The following is a 16314-nucleotide window of genomic DNA, read 5'->3' on the forward strand; positions in this document are numbered from 1 at the left end:
GCGCTGGTCGACCTCGGGATCGACGCCGTGCAGTTCGGCCGCCATCCGGGTGCGGGAGCGCTCGTAGGCGGCCGCGATCTGCGCGCGGATGGCCGGCGTCCGCTCGGCCTGGGCGAACGCCTCGGTGCTGGCGACCAGCATCGGCCGGTCGGTCTCGTGCGACTCGACGACCTGCTGCCACATGGCGGTCAGCCGCTCGGCCGGCGTGCCGGCGGCGTCGGCCGGGTCGGCCTGCTGGACGGCCTTCTCACCCCATTCGTCCAGGGCCTCCAGCAGCGCGGCGTTGAGGAGCGCCTCCTTGGAGCCGAAGTAGTAGCCGATGGAGGCCAGGTGGCCGTTCGCGGCCGCCACGATGTCGCGGGCCGTGGTGCGCGCGTAGCCGATCTCGTCCAGGCAGCGCCGGGCGCCGGCCAGGAGCTGTTCACGTTGTCCCATGGCCGCCGACCCTACCGGAAAATAGACGGGTGTACTGCACGTATGTACTGTACAAACGTACCGTACATCTGTACACATACGCGGCGGGCCGATCCCGCGCTGCCGGTGGGCGATACTCGGAGCCATGCGGTTCGGCATTCTGGGCCCGGTCGACGTGCGGCTGGCCGACGGGAGCCCGCTCGCCGTCGGTGGACCGCGGGTGCGGGCGCTGCTCGCGCTGCTGCTGCTCGACGCCGGCCGCCCGGTCGGTACCGACCGGCTCCTGGACGGCCTGTACGGCGCCGAGCCGCCCGCCGCCGCGGCGAACGCCCTGCAGTCGCAGGTCTCGCGGCTGCGCCGCGCGCTGCGCCCGGTCAGCGGCGGCCGCGAGCTCGTGGAGCGGCTGCCGGGCGGCTACCGGATCGCCGTCGCCCCCGAGGACGTCGACGCGCACCGGTTCGAGCGGCTGGCCGCGCGGGGCCGGCACGCGCTCGCGTCCGGCGACCCGCGGCGGGCGGCGGCCCTGCTGCGCGAGGCGCTCGCCCTGTGGCGCGGGCCCGCTCTGGCCGACCTCGCCGGCATGGCCGGCACGGCGTCGGGCGCGCCGCACGTCGACGCGCACGCGGCCCGCCTCGCGGAGCTGCGCCTGGCGACGGTGGAGGACCGCGTGGAGGCCGACCTCGCCCTGGAGCCGCACGGCGCCCTGGTGGCGGAGCTCCGGGAACTGGTGGCCGCGCACCCCCTGCGGGAGCGGCCGGCGGCGCAGCTCGTGCGCGCCCTGCACGCCCGCGGACGCCGGGCCGAGGCGCTCGCCGTGTACCGGGAGGCGCGGCGCCGACTCGTCGACGAGCTCGGCATCGAGCCGTCCGCGGAGCTCGCTGCGGCGCAGCTCGCCGTGCTGCGGGCCGAGCCGGCCCCCGCACCGCCCGCGCCGCGCCGCAGCGTGCTGCCCGCCCAGCTGACGAGTTTCGTGGGGCGCGACACCGAACTGGAACGCGTGGTCGCCCTGCTGGAGACGGCCCGCCTGGTCACCCTCACCGGCCCCGGCGGGTCCGGCAAGACCCGGCTGGCCGTCGAGGCAGCCGCCCGCCGGCCGGTCGACGTCTGCTTCGTCGAGCTGGGGCGGGTGGAGTCCCCCGACGTCGTGCCGCAGGCGGTGGCGGCCGCCCTGGGGCTGCGCGACGCCGCTCTGCTGCCCCCACTGGTCACCGGCGGGCCGCCCCCGCCGGCCGACGCCGCCGAGCGGCTGGCAGCGGCCCTCGCGGAGCGGCGGCTGCTGCTCGTCCTGGACAACTGCGAGCACGTGGTGGTCGCCGCCGCGCGGCTGGCCGGGCGGCTGCTCGGCACCTGCCCCGCGCTGCGCGTGCTCGCCACGAGCCGGGAGCCGCTCGGCATCACCGGGGAGACCCTGTGCCCGGTGCCCCCGCTGGCGCTCCCGCCCCCCGGGGTCCCGGCAGCGGAGGCGCCGCGCTTCCCGGCCGTCCGGCTGTTCGCCGAGCGGGCCGCCGCCGTGCGGCCCGGTTTCACGGTCAACGGGGGCAGCGCCGAAGCGGTGCTGCACATCTGCCGCGCGCTGGACGGGCTGCCCCTGGCGATCGAGCTGGCCGCCGCCCGGCTGCGGTCGCTGCCGGTCGGTGAGGTGGCCGCCCGCCTGGACGACCGCTTCCAGCTGCTGTCGCGGGGCAGCCGCACCGCCGAGCCGCGGCACCGCACGCTGCGCGCGGTGGTGGAGTGGAGCTGGGACCTGCTGGACGACGCCGAGCGGCGGCTGGCCCGCCGGCTCACCGTCTTCGCCGGCGGCGCCACCGTGGAGCAGGCGGCGCGGGTCTGCGGGGTCTCCGAGGCCGAGGCGGTCGACCTGCTGACCGGCCTCGCGGACAAGTCCCTGGTCGAGGCCGCCGGAGACGACCCCCAGCGGTTCCGCATGCTGGCGACGGTCCGCGCGTTCTGCGCCGAGCGGCTCGCGGACGCCGGGGAGGTCGAGCGGACGCGGCGGGCGCACGCCCTCTACCACCGCGGCCGGGTGCTGGCCGCCGCACCCCGGCTGCGCGGCTCCGGTCAGCTGGAGTGGCTGCGGCGACTGGACGCCGAGCACGACGACATCCTCGCCGCGCTGCGCTGGGCGGTGCGGGCCGGCGAGCGTGAGTTCGCGCTGGAGATGCTCGCCGCCCTGACGTCCTACTGGTGGCTGCGCGGCCGGCGGGTGGAGGGCGCCGCGGTGGCGCGCGACCTGCTGAAGGACCTCGCCGCGGAACCGCCGGCCGGCCTGGAGGAGGAGTACGCGCTGTGCGCGCTCGTCGCGGCCACCGCCCCCTCCGACCTGCTGCCCGACCGCGCCGTGGACGAGGAGCGCCTGGCCGGCGGCCTGTCCGGCCCGCTCCGCCACCCGTTCCTGCTCGTGCTGTGGGGGCGCTTCGCCGGTGTCCCGGGCGAGCGCGGCCCGCGGATGATCGCGCTGGAGCGGTTCGCCACCGATCGGGATCCGTGGGTGCAGGCGCTCGTCCGCACCGGCCTGGCCTACCGGCGGCTCGCCGAGGGCCGGGTCGCGGAGAGCGAGCGCGAGTTCGCCGCCGGCCTGGAGGGGTTCCGGTCCGTCGGGGAGCGCTGGGGGATGGCGATCGCGCTCTCGGAGCTCGGCACGCTCGCCGCCTGGCGGGGCGACTGGGCCGCCGCCTCGGCCATGGCGGCCGAGGCCCTGGAGCTGTTCGGGGCGCTCGACGCCGCCGAGGACATGGCCGACGTGCTGTGCCAGCGCGCCGCGGGCCGCCTGCGTGCCGGGGACCTCGCCGGAGCGCGGAGCGACGGCGAGCGGGCGGCCGAGCTCGCCCGCCGCGCGGGCAGCCCGGAGCAGCTGGCGCTGGCGCACCTGGGCCTCGGCGAGGTGGCGCGGCAGCACGGCGACCTTGCCGGGGCGCGCCTGCGCTTCGAGACCGCGCTGCGGGACTGCCCCACGGGCTGGTTCAGCGCGGAGGACGCCCGCACCCGGCTGCACATCGCCCTCGGCCGGATCGCCGAGCTCGAAGGTGACGCCGCGCGCGCCCGGGACCACCATGGCGCCGTCCTCGCCGCGCTCGCCCCGACCGGTCCCCTGGCCGGCCCCAACGCCCTGCTGGTCGCCCCGACGGCGGTCGAGGCACTGGCCGGGGTCGCGCTTCTGCGGGGCGACGGCCGGCAGGCGGCCCGGCTCCTGGGCACCGGGCGTGTCCTGCGGGGCTGCGCGGTGGCCGCCGACCCCGACGTCGGACGCGTCACCGCCGCCGCGCGGGCCCTGGTCGGCGACACCGCCTTCGAGCACGCGCACCGCACCGCCGCTGAGCTGACCCGCGAGCAGGCACTGGCGGTCCTCGCCGAGCTGACGGCCCGGCACGGCGCATGAGGCGCGGGTGGTGCGGCCAGCTTCCGCGTGCGGACCGGCGCGGGTCCGCACGCCGGTCCGCGGACCGACCCGGCACGTCCGCGCCGTGGGCGGTGAACGGACGGCGACGGGCGTCCATCCCTGCCCGCACCGCGCGCTGACCGGCGCCGTCAGCGCGCGGTGCGGCCGCGGTCAGCGCGGCCGCGCACCGTGGTGGCATGAACCATCCTCCGATCAGCCGGGCGCGCGCGTGGGCGACGCTCGCCATCGCCTGCCTCGCCGCCCTCCTTCTCGCCCTCGACCTCACCGTGCTGCACCTGGCGGTGCCCGCGCTGACCGCCGACCTGCGGCCGTCGGCCACGCAGCTGCTGTGGATCGCCGACGTCTACGGGTTCGCGCTCGGCGGGCTCCTCGTCACCATGGGCAACGTCGGGGACCGGATCGGCCGCAAGCGGCTGCTGCTGATCGGCGCGGCGCTGTTCGGGGCCGCCTCGGTGGCGACCGCCTACGCGCCCACGCCCGAGGCGCTCATCGCGGCGCGGGCGCTCCTGGGCGTGGCCGGGTCGACGATCATGCCCTCGACGCTGTCGATCATCCGGGACGCCTTCACCGACCCCCGCGAGCGCACCGCCGCCGTCGGGATCTGGAGCGGCGCGAACGCGGGCGGCTTCGCGCTCGGGCCGGTCGTGGGCGGGGTGCTCCTGGACCACTTCTGGTGGGGGGCGGTGTTCCTGATCAACGTGCCGGTGGTCATCCTGGTCATCGCCGTGGGCGCCGTCGTGCTGCCCGAGTCGCGCAACCCCGCCCCCGGGCGGCTGGACGCGCTGAGCGTGCCGCTCTCCGTCGTCGGGGTCGTGGCGGTCATCTACGCGATCAAGGAGGCGGCGCACGGCTCGGCCGGGCTCGACGCCGGCGCGGCGCTGCTGGTGGGCGTCGCCGCCCTGGTGGTCTTCACGCGGCGGCAGACCCGGCTGGCCGAACCGCTGATCGACGTCCGGCTGTTCCGGCGGCGCGCGTTCGCCGGGGCGATCGGCTGCGCGGTGGTGGCCATGTTCGCCAACCTCGCCATGTCGCTGCTCATGGCGCAGTACTTCCAGCTCGTGCTGGGCTGGTCGCCGCTGCAGGCGGGTCTGATGACGCTGCCGGGCGCGCTGGCGGGGCTCGTCGGCGGCGTGCTCTCGGCCCGGCTGATCGCGTCGTGGGGGCGCGCCCGCGCGGTCGCGGTGGGGCTGGGGCTGGCCACGCTCGGCTTCGCGTTCTACACCCGGCTGGACACCCAGCCCGACATCCCGCTGCTGGTCGCCGCCATGCTCGCGTTCGGGCTGGGGACCGGCCTGGCGTTCGCGGTCACCAACGACACCGTGCTCGCCTCGGTCCCCAGAGAGCGCGCGGGCGCCGCGGCGGCGATCTCCGAGACCGGCATGGAGGTCGGCGGCGCGCTCGGCATCGCGGTGCTCGGCAGCGTGCTGAACGGCGCGTACCGCGGTTCGGTCGAGCTGCCGGCCGGCGTTCCCGAGGACGTGCGGCGGGCGGCGGAGGACTCCCTCGCCGCGGCGCTGGACGCGGCGGCCGGCCTGCCCGCGGGCGCGGCGGAGGCGGTGGCCGCCACCGCGCGGGAGGCGTTCCTGACGGGCATCGGAGTGACCATGGCGGTCGCCGGCGCGCTGCTCGCCGCCGTCGCGGCGGCCGCGCTGTACGCGCTGCGCGACGTGCCGAAGGTGATCCCGGACTCCGCCGGCGGGGCGCACGACCCGTCGGCGGACGCGGCCGCGCCCCGGTCCTGAGCGGGACGGTCACCGCCGCGGCGCCGGGACGGCGTACCGCGGCGGTGACCACGCCGACCATCACCATTCGAACACTGACTTAGTGCGAAGATCAACAAAACGAACAATATGTGTGTTTGAATAATGGCATGGACGGTCCTGAACGGATGGACGCGATCGTGCGCCGGCTGCGCGAAGACGGCGAGGTGAGCGTCGCCGACCTCGCGCGGCTCACCGGGCACTCGGAGATGACGATCCGCCGCGATCTCGATCGCCTCGCGGCGCAGCGGGTGCTGCGGCGGGTGCACGGCGGCGCGGTCAGCCTGCTCCCCCGGGGCCAGGAGCCGCCCTACGCCGTCCGCGAGCGGCAGTCCGTGGCGGCCAAGCAGCGGATCGCCGCCGCCGTCGGCGAGCTGGTCGCCGACGGACAGGCGGTCGCCGTCGACAGCGGCACCACCGCGGCCGAGGTGGCCCGGGTGCTCGGCGAACGGCGGATCACCGCGATGCCGCTCTCGCTGCAGGCCGCGCAGGCGCTCAGCGTCGGCCGCGAGGCCCGGATCCTCATGGCGGGCGGCGAGGTGCGCCCCGGCGAGCTGTCGTTCACCGGCCCGCTCGCGGAGTCGTCCCTGGACGCCATGCGCTTCGACACCGTCGTGCTCGGCTGCTGCGGCCTGTCCGTGGCCGACGGCATCACCGCGCACGACCTCGGCGACGTCGCCGTCAAGCGCGCGGCCATGCGCTCGGCCCGCCGCGTGGTGCTGGCCGCCGACTCCGCCAAGCTCGGCCGGGTCACCATGGGCTACGTCGGGCCGGTCGGCCGCATCGACACCCTGGTGACCGACACCGCCGCGCCGGACGACATCGTGACCGGGATCCAGGCGGCGGGCGTGACGGTGCTGCGTGTCTGAGCCGGCTCCCCACGCCGGAAGAGCCGGATCCCCCGCCGCGGCCGCTCAGCCCTCCCCCGCGCTGCGCCGGGCTCGCGCCGCGGTGTGGGCGTACTTCTTCCTCGCCGGCATGATCACCGCCACCTGGGCGTCGCGCATCCCCGCCGTCAAGAGCCAGGCCGGGCTGGACGACGGCGCGCTCAGCGTCGCACTGCTCGGGCTGGCCGTGGGGGCGCTGGCGGCCATGCAGGTCGCCGGACGCCTGTCGGACCGGTTCGGCAGCGGCGCGGTCATGCCGGTCGCGGCCGTGCTGGGGTGCCTGTCGCTCGCGGGTCCGGGGCACGCCGCGTCGCTGCCGGCCCTGTTCGCGGCGCTGTTCGCGGTCGGCGCCGGCCACGGGCTGATCGACGTGCCGATGAACGTGCACGCGGCACGGGTCGAGCGCGGCTACGGCCGCCCCGTCATGGCCGGCTTCCACGCGGCGTTCTCCATCGGCGGGTTCGCCGGAGCCGGGGCGGGCGCGCTCGCCGCCCGGGCCGGTCTGGGCGCGGCGGCGACCTTCTGGATCACCGCCCTGGCGCTGCTCGTACTCGCGCTGGCGGCGCGGGGCCCGCTGCTGCCGGGCCGCGACCACGCGGAGGCGCCTGCCGCGAGCGCTCCGCCCCGCGGCCGCCGGCCCCGGTCCCCCCGCCCCTCGCCGCGGATCGTCTGCTACGGCCTTGCCGCCCTGTGCGCCTTCCTCGCGGAGGGCTCCGCGCTCGACTGGTCCAGCGTGTACCTCCACGACGACCTCGGCGCCTCGCCCGCGCTCGCCGCCGCGGCGTTCTCGGTCTTCTCGGCGATGATGGCGGCCGGGCGGCTGGCCGGCGACCGGCTCTCCGCCCGCTTCGGCCCGGTGGCGGTGGTGCGCACGGGCGGGCTGCTCGCGGCGGCCGGCCTCGGCGCTGGCCTGCTGGTGCCCACGCCCCCGGTGGCGCTCGCCGGCTTCGCCGTGCTGGGCCTGGGGCTGTCGTGCATCGTGCCGCAGGTCTTCACCGCCACCGTCCGGCACGATCCGGGGCGGGCCGGCCGCAATCTCGGGTTCGTCGCCGGCGTCGCCTACGTCGGACTGCTCAGCGGTCCGGTGGTGATCGGCGCCATCGCGCACCTCGCGGGGCTGGCGGTGGGCCTGGCCGTCCCGGCGGTGCTGGCCCTGGCCGTCGGGGCCGGCGCCACCGTCCTGCGCCCGGCCGGCGAGCGGGGCGGGCCCGGGGAAGCGCCCCGGCGGCCCCCCGCGCCGACGCCCTAGACTCCGAGGCATCGGAGGGGCGCGAGGCGCGCCGCATCGAGGAGGTGGGCATGTCGCTGCCGGACGACGACGCGCAGGCCCGCGCGCACGGCTGGCGGACGCTCGCCGCCCTGCACGCGCGGATCGAGATCCGCGTCGAGCGGGCGCTGCAGTCCCGGCACGGGCTCGGCGTGAGCGAGTACGCGGTCCTCGACGCGCTGTCCCGCCAGGACGGCTGGCACATGCGCATGCGCCAGCTCGCCGACGCCGTCGTGCTCAGCCAGAGCGCCACCACCCGCCTGGTCGCGCGGCTGGAGCAGCGCGGGCTGCTCAGCCGCTACATCTGCCCGACCGACCGGCGCGGGATCTACACCGAGGTCAGCGAGTCCGGCCAGCGGCTGCTCGACGCCGCCCGCCCCACGCACGACGAGGCGCTGCGCGAGGCGCTGGAGGACGCCCGCGCGCAGCCCGGACTCGCCCCGCTCGTGGGCGCCCTGGCGGCGCTGCCCACGGCCCCCGAGCGGCCGCCGCTGGCTACCCCTTGATGCCGCTCTCCACCGCGCCGCGCACGATGTAGCGCTGCAGGAACAGAAACATCAGCAGCAGCGGGAGCACCGACACCGCCGCCGCCGCGAACAGCTCCGGCAGGTCGAGGGTCTGGGCCGTGACGTAGGTGGACAGCACGATCTGCACCGTCCACGACGATGAGTCCTGCGCGATGACCAGCGGCCACAGGAAGGCGTTCCAGCTGCCGATGAACGTGATCACGCCGATGGCGGCGAAGAACTGCAGCGTGTTGGGCACGACGACCCGCCAGTAGGTGCCCCAGTGGCCGAGCCCGTCGACCCGCGCGGCGTCCTCCAGTTCCCGGGGGAAGGTGAGGAAGTACTGGCGGAACAGGAACGCGGTGAAGCCGCTGAACAGGCCGGGGACGATCAGGCCGCGCAGCGACGACACCCATCCGAGCGAGGACACCATCACGAACGTCGGGACGAACGTCACGGCGGCCGGGATCATCAGCGTCGCCACGATGGTGCCGAAGACGGCGCCGGAGTGGCGGTAGGGGATGCGGGCGAGCGCGTAGCCCGCCATCGAGCAGACCAGCAGCTGGCCGCCCGTCTGCAGCACCGCCACGACGAGGCTGTTGGCCAGGCCGGTCAGCATCGGGGAGTCGGCGGCGAACAGCGCGGTGACGTTGCCCCACTGCGGGTCGGCGGGCAGCGGGGTCCAGTCCGGCGAGGTGATCTCCTCCTGGGTGGCCAGCCCGTTGCGGAGGATCAGGTAGTAGGGCAGCAGGAACGCAAGCGCCGCCGCGCCCAGGGCGGCGTAGAGCGCGGCCCCGCCGACCGCGCCGCGCACCCGGCGCCGCCTCCGGTCCCGGCGGGCCCGGTCGGCGGCCGTAGCGGCCGGGCGGGCGGCCTCCTCGCGCTGACCGGCGACCCGCGTCATGCCCTGCTCCGTCCGAATCCGAGGAACCGCCCCTGCGCCATGGTCGCCAGCGCGATCAGCAGCGCGAGGATCACCGCGCCCGCGCTGCCCCGCCCGAAGTCCTGGCCGGCGCCGAGCGCGGTGAAGTACAGGTACACCAGCGGCGGACGGGCGTAGGGCGGGTAGTAGCCGTCGGTGCCGAGCAGGTTGTAGAACTCGTCGAACGCCTGGTAGGCGGCGACCAGGTTGAGCAGCAACACCGCCGCCGACGTGGCGTGCAGCTGCGGCAGCGTGATGTGCCGGAACGTGCTCCAGCCCGTGGCGGCCCCGTCGACCCAGGCCGCCTCGTACAGCTCGCGCGGCACGCGCTGCAGGCCGGCGAGGAAGATGAGCATGTAGAAGCCGACCTGCAGCCAGAGGCGCACGGTGACCAGGGCCAGCCAGTACCACGGCGGGTCGGTCACCGACAGCCAGGCCACCGGCTCGGCCCCGAACCAGCCGAGCACCGTGTTGGCCAGCCCGAACCGGACGCCGTTGAAGATCGACAGCTTCCAGATCAGCGACGCCGCCACGTAGGAGCAGGCGGCGGGCAGGAAGTACACGGAGCGCAGGACGGGCTGCGCCCAGCGCGCCCGGTGCAGGAGCAGCGCCAGCGCGAGCGAGCCGGCGAACATCAGCGGCACCGTGCACGCCGCGAACACCGTGAAGGTGAGCAGGCTGTCCAGGAACGCCGGCGAGGTGAGCATGTCGGTGTAGTTGCGCAGCCCCACGAAGGTCGTGGGGGCCACCGTGTTGCGGGCGTCGAAGAAGCTCAGGTAGACGCTCCACAGCACCGGGACCACGGTGAACAGCGCGAGTCCGGCCGTGAAGGGGCCGGCGAAGACCCAGAAGGCCACCGCCGGCCGGTCCAGCACCGGACCTCGGGCGCGCGGCCGGCGGCCCGGTCCGCGCGCCGCCGGCGCGCTCCCGTTCAACGGGCGTCCTCCACGCTCGTGTCCTCTCGTCGTTCCACCGCGGATCGGCGGCAGGGGCGGCCGGCGGTGCGGCCGCTATCCGTAGAGCCGGTCGAGCTCGTCCTGGACGCCCTCGGCCGCGGCGCGCAGCTCCGGCTCCGGGTCGGCTCCGTCCTTGATGATCCGGGTGAGCGCGTCCTTGAGGACGCTCTCCATGGCCGGGGTCCACTCGGGCGGGCTGGACGTCCGGCCGAGCTCGTCGACGTAGCGGACGACGTCGGCGGCCGGCCCCTCCGCCAGGGCGTCGGCGTTCTCGGCAATGCTGCGGCGCGGCGGGATGTGGAAGCCGTAGCCGAGGTTGAAGTCCTCCTGGAGGTCGGTGCGCTCCACCCAGAGCCAGCGGATGTACTCCTTGGCGGTGTCGACCTTGGCGCCCTCGGCGTAGGCCATGGCGCCGAACGCGCCCACGGGCACCGAGTCGGCCCCGGCGTCGATGAGCCGGGGCCAGGGCAGCACGCCGTAGTCGCCGGGGAACGCCTCCTCGATCTGCGGCAGCGCCCACAGGCCGGTCCACTGCATCGCGGTGAGTCCCTGGACGAAGGCCGCCGGGTCCGACCAGTCGGTGGGCGCGCCGAGCAGCAGCGCGTCGCTCTCGAAGAGCTCGCGCAGCCGCCCGTAGGCGTCGGCCGCCTCGGGCTCGGCGAATCCGACCCGGTGGTCGTCGGTGACGTAGGCCAGCCCGACGGAGAACAGCGCGAGCGGCGCCAGCGTGGCCACGCCGCCGTCGTTGCCGACGAACAGCCCCTTGCGGTCGCCGCCGGTCAGCGTGCGGGCGGCGTCCAGCAGGGCGTCGAAGGTCGTCGGCGGCTCCAGGCCGGCGTCGCTCAGCAGGCTGCGGCGGTAGACCAGGACCTGGGTGTCCACCGCCTGCGGGATGCCGTACACGGTCCCGTCGACGGTGTGCGAGGCGAGCGCCGCCTCGGTGAAGTCGTCCCTGGCGTCGGCGATGACGTCGTCCAGCGGCTCCAGCAGCCCGGCCCGCACCAGGTCGACCTTGGTCTGGTACTCGAAGACGTCGGGCGGCCCGCTGCCCTGGAGCGCGGACTGCAGCTTGGTGTCGTAGTTGCCCGGGGTCCACTGGACGCGGACGTCGGCGCCCTCGAACTCGGCGGCGTAGCGCTCGACGGCCTGCCGCACGCCGTCCTCGCCGTACTGGTGGTACCAGTGCACCAGCTCGTCGCCCTGGGCGCTGCCGGGGCGTCCGGTGTTGGAACCGCAGCCGGCGGCGACCAGCGCGGCGGCCGAGAGGCCGGACATCCGTAGGAACGTCCGCCGTGAGTGGGGGAAGGGTGACCGGTGCGCCATGCTGCCCTGCTCCTTTACGCCGTGGCCGGCCGCGCGGTGGCCGGGGCACGGCCCCGACCGGCCGTCACCGTAGGTGACAACGTAGTCGCGTACGGCGCCGTACGCACATCCGGACGCCGCCGCCCATAGTCCACTTTATAGGTAGGAAATAACGACTGTGGTGCGGCCGGTTCCGGTACCGGCCCACCGGACCGCGACTCCTTCCTCGCCGCCCAGGCTCGCTCCGCGGGCGCCCGCCGGGCACGCCCTAGCATGGGACCGGCGGCGGGACGGAGGGCGCGATGCCGATCGAGGGCGAGGTGCGGCGGGCGCTGGTGGTCATGGCGCACCCCGACGACGCCGACTTCAGCTGCGCGGGGACGGTGGCGGTGTGGACCGACTCCGGCGTGGCGGTGACCTACCTGCTGGTCACCGACGGCGACGCCGGCGGTGACGAGCGCGACGGCGACGGCGACGACATGGCGCGGGTGCGCCGGGCCGAGCAGCGCGCCGCCGCGGCCGACGTCGGTGTGGCCGACGTGCGCTTCCTCGGCCGCCCCGACGGCCGGGTGGTCGCGTCCCTGGAGCTGCGCCGCGACATCACCCGGGTGATCCGGCAGGTGCGTCCGCAGCTCGTCGTCATGCCCAGCCCGGAGCGCAACTGGGAGCGGATCGCCGTCAGCCACCCCGACCACCTGGCCACGGGGGAGGCCGCGCTGAACGCCGTCTATCCCGACGCCCGCAACCCGCACGCGCACCCCGGGCTGCTCGCCGAGGAGGGCCTGGCCCCGTGGACGGTCCGCGAGGTGTGGCTGGTCGGCTCGCCGGCCCCGAACCACTGGACCGACGTCACGGCGACGCTGGACCGCAAGTTCGCCGCCCTGGCCCGGCACGCGAGCCAGATCGACGACGTGCCGGGGCTCGTCCGCCGGCTGCGGACCGGTCTCGCCGCCAACGCGGCGCGGGCCGGCCTCCCGGAGGGACGGTCGGCGGAGGCGTTCCAGCGGGTCGTCACGGGCTGAGCACGGCCGGGCGCCCCCGCCGTCCGGCGCGGCTCCGGCCGCCCGGCGGCGGTTCAGCCGTCCGCGAGCGCCAGTTCGCACCACACGACCTTGCCCGCCTCGCTCGGCCGGTAGTGGCCCCACCGGCGGCTGATCATGTCCACCAGGTAGAGGCCGCGGCCGCCCTCGGAGTCGAGACTGGGTTCACGCGGCGTCGGCGCTCCCGGGTCGGGGTCCCAGACCGACACCCGCAGCGCGTCACCCTCCACGCGCAGCTGGAGCACGACGCTGCGCAGCTGCCGCAGCTCGGTGTAGCGCGGGGTGCGGGTGGTGATGTCGCCGGTGGCGTTGACGGCGTTGGTGACGAGCTCCGAGACGAGCAGCTCAGCCGTCTCCACCACGTCGAGCAGCCCCCAGTCCTTGAGGCACTGCACGGCCTCGCGGCGGGCGCAGCCCACAGCGGTGGGCATCGCGACGTAGCGCACCGTACGCACGTGCGCGGTACCGGGGACGACGTTCACCGTCGATCAGCGCTCCTCACCGCCTCGTCCACGCCGGGCGGGATGCCGCCCGTACGGCGCCTGGCCCTGCGGCGTGCGGGCGCGGGCCGCCACGTGCGCGCGGCCGCGCCGCCGCGGCCTCCTGGTCGCGGGGCCGCCGTGGCCGAACCGCCGAAGCGGTGGGCGTCGCACGATAATCCTGGGGTAGAACCGAGGACCGAACCCACTCACCGAATCGGGAGGCATCCGTGGCGCAGCCGCCATCTCCATATGACTATCTGCCGCAGGTCCCGTCGTTCACCCTCACCAGTGACGACGTCGCCGACGGCCGGGCCCTCGCGCCGGCCCAGGTCAGCGGCCTGATGGGCGCCGGTGGTTCGGACATGTCCCCGCAGCTGGCGTGGAGCGGCTTCCCCGAGGGCACGCGCAGCTTCGCGGTCACCTGCTTCGACCCCGACGCCCCCACCGGCAGCGGCTTCTGGCACTGGGCGGTGTGCGACATCCCGGCCGACGTCACGGCGCTGCCCGCCGGCGCCGGGGGCGGGGACGGCGCCTCCGGGCTGCCCGCGCAGGCGATCACCGTCCGCAACGACGCGGGCGGCAGGCGCTACGTCGGTGCCGCGCCGCCGGCCGGCCACGGACCGCACCGCTACATCTTCGCGGTGCACGCGCTGGACGTGGAGTCCCTGGGCATCGACGACAGCGCGACCCCCGCCTACCTGGGTTTCAACCTCTTCTTCCACACGCTGGGGCGGGCGGTCCTCACCCCGGTGTACGAGGTGGCGTAGCCGGAGGCGCTCGCCAGGAGGGGGCCGCGGCCGGCGGCCCCTTCCGCCTGGGGGCGGCGGAATGCGAACATGTCGGGTGTTCGAACAGCCCCGTTCCGCACGGAAGGCAGGATGGTTCCGCATGGCCGACGAGAGCGGTCCCGCGTCCAGCGTCGCCGCGGTGGTCTTCGACTACGGCGAGGTCGTCTCCGAACCGCCGTCCGCCGAGGCGCGGGCCCGCCTGGAGCGGCTCGCCGACGCGCCGGCCGCCGAGTTCTGGAGCGCCTACTGGGCGGAGCGGCCGCCCTACGACGCCGGGCTGGCCGCGAGCGAGTACTGGCGGCGGGTGGCCGCCCGGCTCGGCGCCGAGTGGGACCTCGCCCGCGTCCAGCGGCTCGCGGCGGCCGACCTGGACTCCTGGCTGCGGGTCGCGCCCGCCAGCGCCGCGACGCTGCGGCGGCTCGCCGCGCGCGGCGTCCGGCTGGCCCTGCTGTCCAACGCCCCGCACGCCCTCGCCGGGGCGCTGCGCGCCGACCCCGTCCTGGAGGGCTTCGACGCGCTGTTCTTCAGCTGCGACCTGGGCGCGTGCAAGCCCGACCCCGCGGTCTACCGGCGGGTGCTCGCGGAGCTGGGCACGCCGGCGGAGCGGACGCTGTTCGTCGACGACCGCGAGGAGAACGTCCTCGCCGCCAAGCGGCTCGGCATCGACGCCCACCACTACGCGGGCCCGGAGGAGCTGGAGCGGTTCCTGACCGCGCGGCTGGGCGCGTTCTGACCGGCTCCGGCCCCGCCGGCGCCCGTCACGGGCGGGGGATGTTGCGCAGGTTGCTGCGCGCGATGCCGAGCATCTTGCCGACTCCCCCGGACAGCACCGTCTTGGACATCGACAGCGCGAACCCGGTGACCTGCTCCCGGGTGATCTTGGGCGGCATGGACAGGGCGTGCGGGTCGGTGACCACGTCCACCAGGTAGGGACCGGGGGCGGCGAGCGCCTCGGCCAGCGCCCCGCGGACGTCCTCGGGCTCGGTGACCCGGATGCCGCCGGCGCCGGCCGCGCGGGCGATGGCGGCGAAGTCGGGGTTGCGGTTCGCGGTGCCGTACGCGGGGAGCCCGGCGACCAGCATCTCCAGCTCCACCATGCCGAGGCTGGAGTTGTTGAACACCACCACCTTCACCGGCAGGTCGTGTTGGAGCAGCGTCAGGAACTCCCCCATGAGCATGGCGAACCCGCCGTCGCCCGACATCGCGACCACCTGGCGGTCGCGGTCCAGCAGCTGGGCGCCGATCGCCTGCGGCAGGGCGTTGGCCATCGAGCCGTGGCTGAAGGAGCCGATGACCCGGCGCCGGCCGTTGGGCGTGATGTAGCGGGCGGCCCACACGTTGCACATGCCGGTGTCGACCGTGAAGACCGCGTCGTCGGCGGCGACGTCGTCGAGCTGGTCGGCGACGAACTCCGGGTGGATGGGCCGGTGCCGGCCGACGTCGCGGGTGTAGGCGCCCACCGCGCCTTCCAGGGCCTTGGTGTGCTGGCGGAGCATCCGGTCGAGGAACGCCCGGTCGGTGCGCTCGGGCAGCCGCGGCAGTACGGCGCGGACCGTCTCACCGACGTCGCCCCACACGGCGTGGTCGAGCCGGGAGCGGCGGCCGAGGTTCTCCGCGCGGATGTCGACCTGCGCGATCCGGACGTCGGTCGGCATGAACGCGTCGTAGGGGAAGTCCGTGCCGAGCAGCAGGAGCAGGTCGCACTCGTGCATGGCGTCGTAGGCGGCGCCGTACCCGAGCAGACCGCTCATGCCGACGTCGTAGGGGTTGTCCCACTGGATCCACTCCTTGCCGCGCAGCGCGTGCCCCACCGGCGCCTTGAGCCGGCCGGCCAGCTCCATGACCTCGTCGTGCGCGCCGGCGCAGCCCCGGCCGCAGAACAGCGTCACCTTCCGCGCGTCGGCGATCAGGCCGGCCAGCCGCTCGACGTCGGCCTCCCCCGGCCGGACGCACGGCTGCTCGGTGACGAGGTCGTACTCGTGGCCGCCCGGGGCGGCCGGGCGGTCGGCGACATCACCGGGAAGCACCACGACGGAGACGCCCTGCTGGCCCACGGCGTAGCGGACGGCGATCTGGAGGGTGCGGGGCATCTGCGCGGGATCGCCGACCATCTCGCAGTAGTGCGAGCACTCGGTGAACAGCCGCTCCGGGTGGGTCTCCTGGAAGTACCCGGTGCCGATCTGCGAGCTGGGGATGTGGGAGGCGAGCGCGAGGACCGGCGCCATACTGCGGTGCGCGTCGTAGAGTCCGTTGATCAGGTGCAGGTTCCCGGGTCCGCAGCTGCCGGCGCAGGCGGTCAGCCGGCCGGAGACCTGCGCCTCGGCGGCGGCGGCGAACGCGCCCGCCTCCTCGTGGCGGACGTGCACCCAGTCGATGCCCGCGGTCCGGCGGACGGCGTCCACCACCGGGTTGAGGCTGTCGCCGACCACCCCGTAGACGCGTTCGACCTCGGCGTCGACCAGGATCCGGACGAACTGCTCGGCCACGCTCTCCCGTGCCATTCCACACCCCCGAGGGTCCCGGCGTATCGGAGCGGCCACGGCGCGGCCGCCCCGCATACCGGCCGCCCGTCCGGGCAGGGGCACCGGCGGGG

At 75.7% G+C, this 16314-nt stretch carries 14 protein-coding genes; 8 read left to right on the plus strand and 6 right to left on the minus strand.

From position 1 onward, the window contains the following. Positions 1-435, minus strand: a 435-nt coding sequence (locus tag DEF28_RS20430; RefSeq protein ID WP_147281079.1) for a TetR/AcrR family transcriptional regulator, incomplete at its 3' end; no start/stop codon positions are given. A 124-nt stretch (positions 436-559) separates the two neighbouring features. Here DEF28_RS20430 and DEF28_RS20435 point away from each other — a divergent pair. From DEF28_RS20435 to DEF28_RS20455, 5 genes are all read left to right on the plus strand, one after another. After that, positions 560-3790 carry a BTAD domain-containing putative transcriptional regulator gene (locus DEF28_RS20435; RefSeq protein WP_114399361.1) on the plus strand — a complete coding sequence of 1077 codons (3231 nt, stop codon included), beginning with the start codon at positions 560-562 and terminating at the stop codon, positions 3788-3790. 197 nt (positions 3791-3987) lie between these two features. Beyond that, the gene (locus tag DEF28_RS20440; protein WP_114399360.1) at positions 3988-5553 is read left to right on the plus strand and encodes an MFS transporter; all 1566 of its coding nucleotides are present in this window, start codon (positions 3988-3990) and stop codon (positions 5551-5553) included. 128 nt (positions 5554-5681) lie between these two features. Continuing rightward, positions 5682-6440 (plus strand): DeoR/GlpR family DNA-binding transcription regulator, encoded by a 759-nt coding sequence (locus DEF28_RS20445; RefSeq protein ID WP_114399359.1) that lies wholly within the window; start codon positions 5682-5684, stop codon positions 6438-6440. Beyond that, complete coding sequence (locus DEF28_RS20450; RefSeq protein WP_233515431.1) at positions 6433-7707, plus strand: MFS transporter; 1275 nt, start codon at positions 6433-6435, stop codon at positions 7705-7707. Before DEF28_RS20445 ends, DEF28_RS20450 begins: the two co-directional genes overlap by 8 nt. A gap of 50 nt (positions 7708-7757) precedes the next feature. Further along, a complete protein-coding gene (locus tag DEF28_RS20455) occupies positions 7758-8231 on the plus strand; it encodes a MarR family winged helix-turn-helix transcriptional regulator (RefSeq protein ID WP_114399358.1) in 474 nt (157 codons plus the stop codon). Here DEF28_RS20455 and DEF28_RS20460 read toward each other — a convergent pair. The 3 genes from DEF28_RS20460 to DEF28_RS20470 all read right to left on the minus strand — a co-directional run bounded on the left by DEF28_RS20460 (position 8221) and on the right by DEF28_RS20470 (position 11384). Continuing rightward, complete coding sequence (locus tag DEF28_RS20460) at positions 8221-9135, minus strand: carbohydrate ABC transporter permease (protein WP_114399357.1); 915 nt, start codon at positions 9133-9135, stop codon at positions 8221-8223. The genes DEF28_RS20455 and DEF28_RS20460 overlap by 11 nt on opposite strands. Beyond that, entirely contained in the window at positions 9132-10028 is an 897-nt protein-coding gene (locus DEF28_RS20465; protein WP_114399356.1) for a carbohydrate ABC transporter permease, read from the minus strand. Before DEF28_RS20465 ends, DEF28_RS20460 begins: the two co-directional genes overlap by 4 nt. A 135-nt stretch (positions 10029-10163) precedes the next feature. Further along, a complete protein-coding gene (locus tag DEF28_RS20470; RefSeq protein ID WP_220270053.1) occupies positions 10164-11384 on the minus strand; it encodes an ABC transporter substrate-binding protein in 1221 nt (406 codons plus the stop codon). Positions 11385-11713: 329 nt separating this feature from the next. Here DEF28_RS20470 and DEF28_RS20475 point away from each other — a divergent pair, with 329 nt between their 5' ends. After that, positions 11714-12433, plus strand: a complete 720-nt coding sequence (locus tag DEF28_RS20475) for a PIG-L deacetylase family protein (RefSeq protein WP_114399354.1) — start codon at positions 11714-11716, stop codon at positions 12431-12433. Positions 12434-12486: 53 nt separating this feature from the next. Here DEF28_RS20475 and DEF28_RS20480 read toward each other — a convergent pair whose 3' ends face one another. Continuing rightward, positions 12487-12933, minus strand: a complete 447-nt coding sequence (locus DEF28_RS20480) for an ATP-binding protein (protein ID WP_114399353.1) — start codon at positions 12931-12933, stop codon at positions 12487-12489. Positions 12934-13160: 227 nt separating this feature from the next. Here DEF28_RS20480 and DEF28_RS20485 point away from each other — a divergent pair, with 227 nt between their 5' ends. Further along, entirely contained in the window at positions 13161-13700 is a 540-nt protein-coding gene (locus DEF28_RS20485) for a YbhB/YbcL family Raf kinase inhibitor-like protein (protein ID WP_114399352.1), read from the plus strand. A 121-nt stretch (positions 13701-13821) separates the two neighbouring features. Then, positions 13822-14454 (plus strand): HAD family hydrolase, encoded by a 633-nt coding sequence (locus DEF28_RS20490; protein ID WP_181874378.1) that lies wholly within the window; start codon positions 13822-13824, stop codon positions 14452-14454. A 25-nt stretch (positions 14455-14479) separates the two neighbouring features. Here DEF28_RS20490 and DEF28_RS20495 read toward each other — a convergent pair whose 3' ends face one another. Continuing rightward, complete coding sequence (locus DEF28_RS20495) at positions 14480-16222, minus strand: pyruvate dehydrogenase (RefSeq protein WP_114399351.1); 1743 nt, start codon at positions 16220-16222, stop codon at positions 14480-14482. Between the last annotated feature and the right edge of the window lie 92 nt (positions 16223-16314).

Source organism: Marinitenerispora sediminis, assembly GCF_003336425.1.
GTDB lineage: Bacteria > Actinomycetota > Actinomycetes > Streptosporangiales > Streptosporangiaceae > Marinitenerispora > Marinitenerispora sediminis.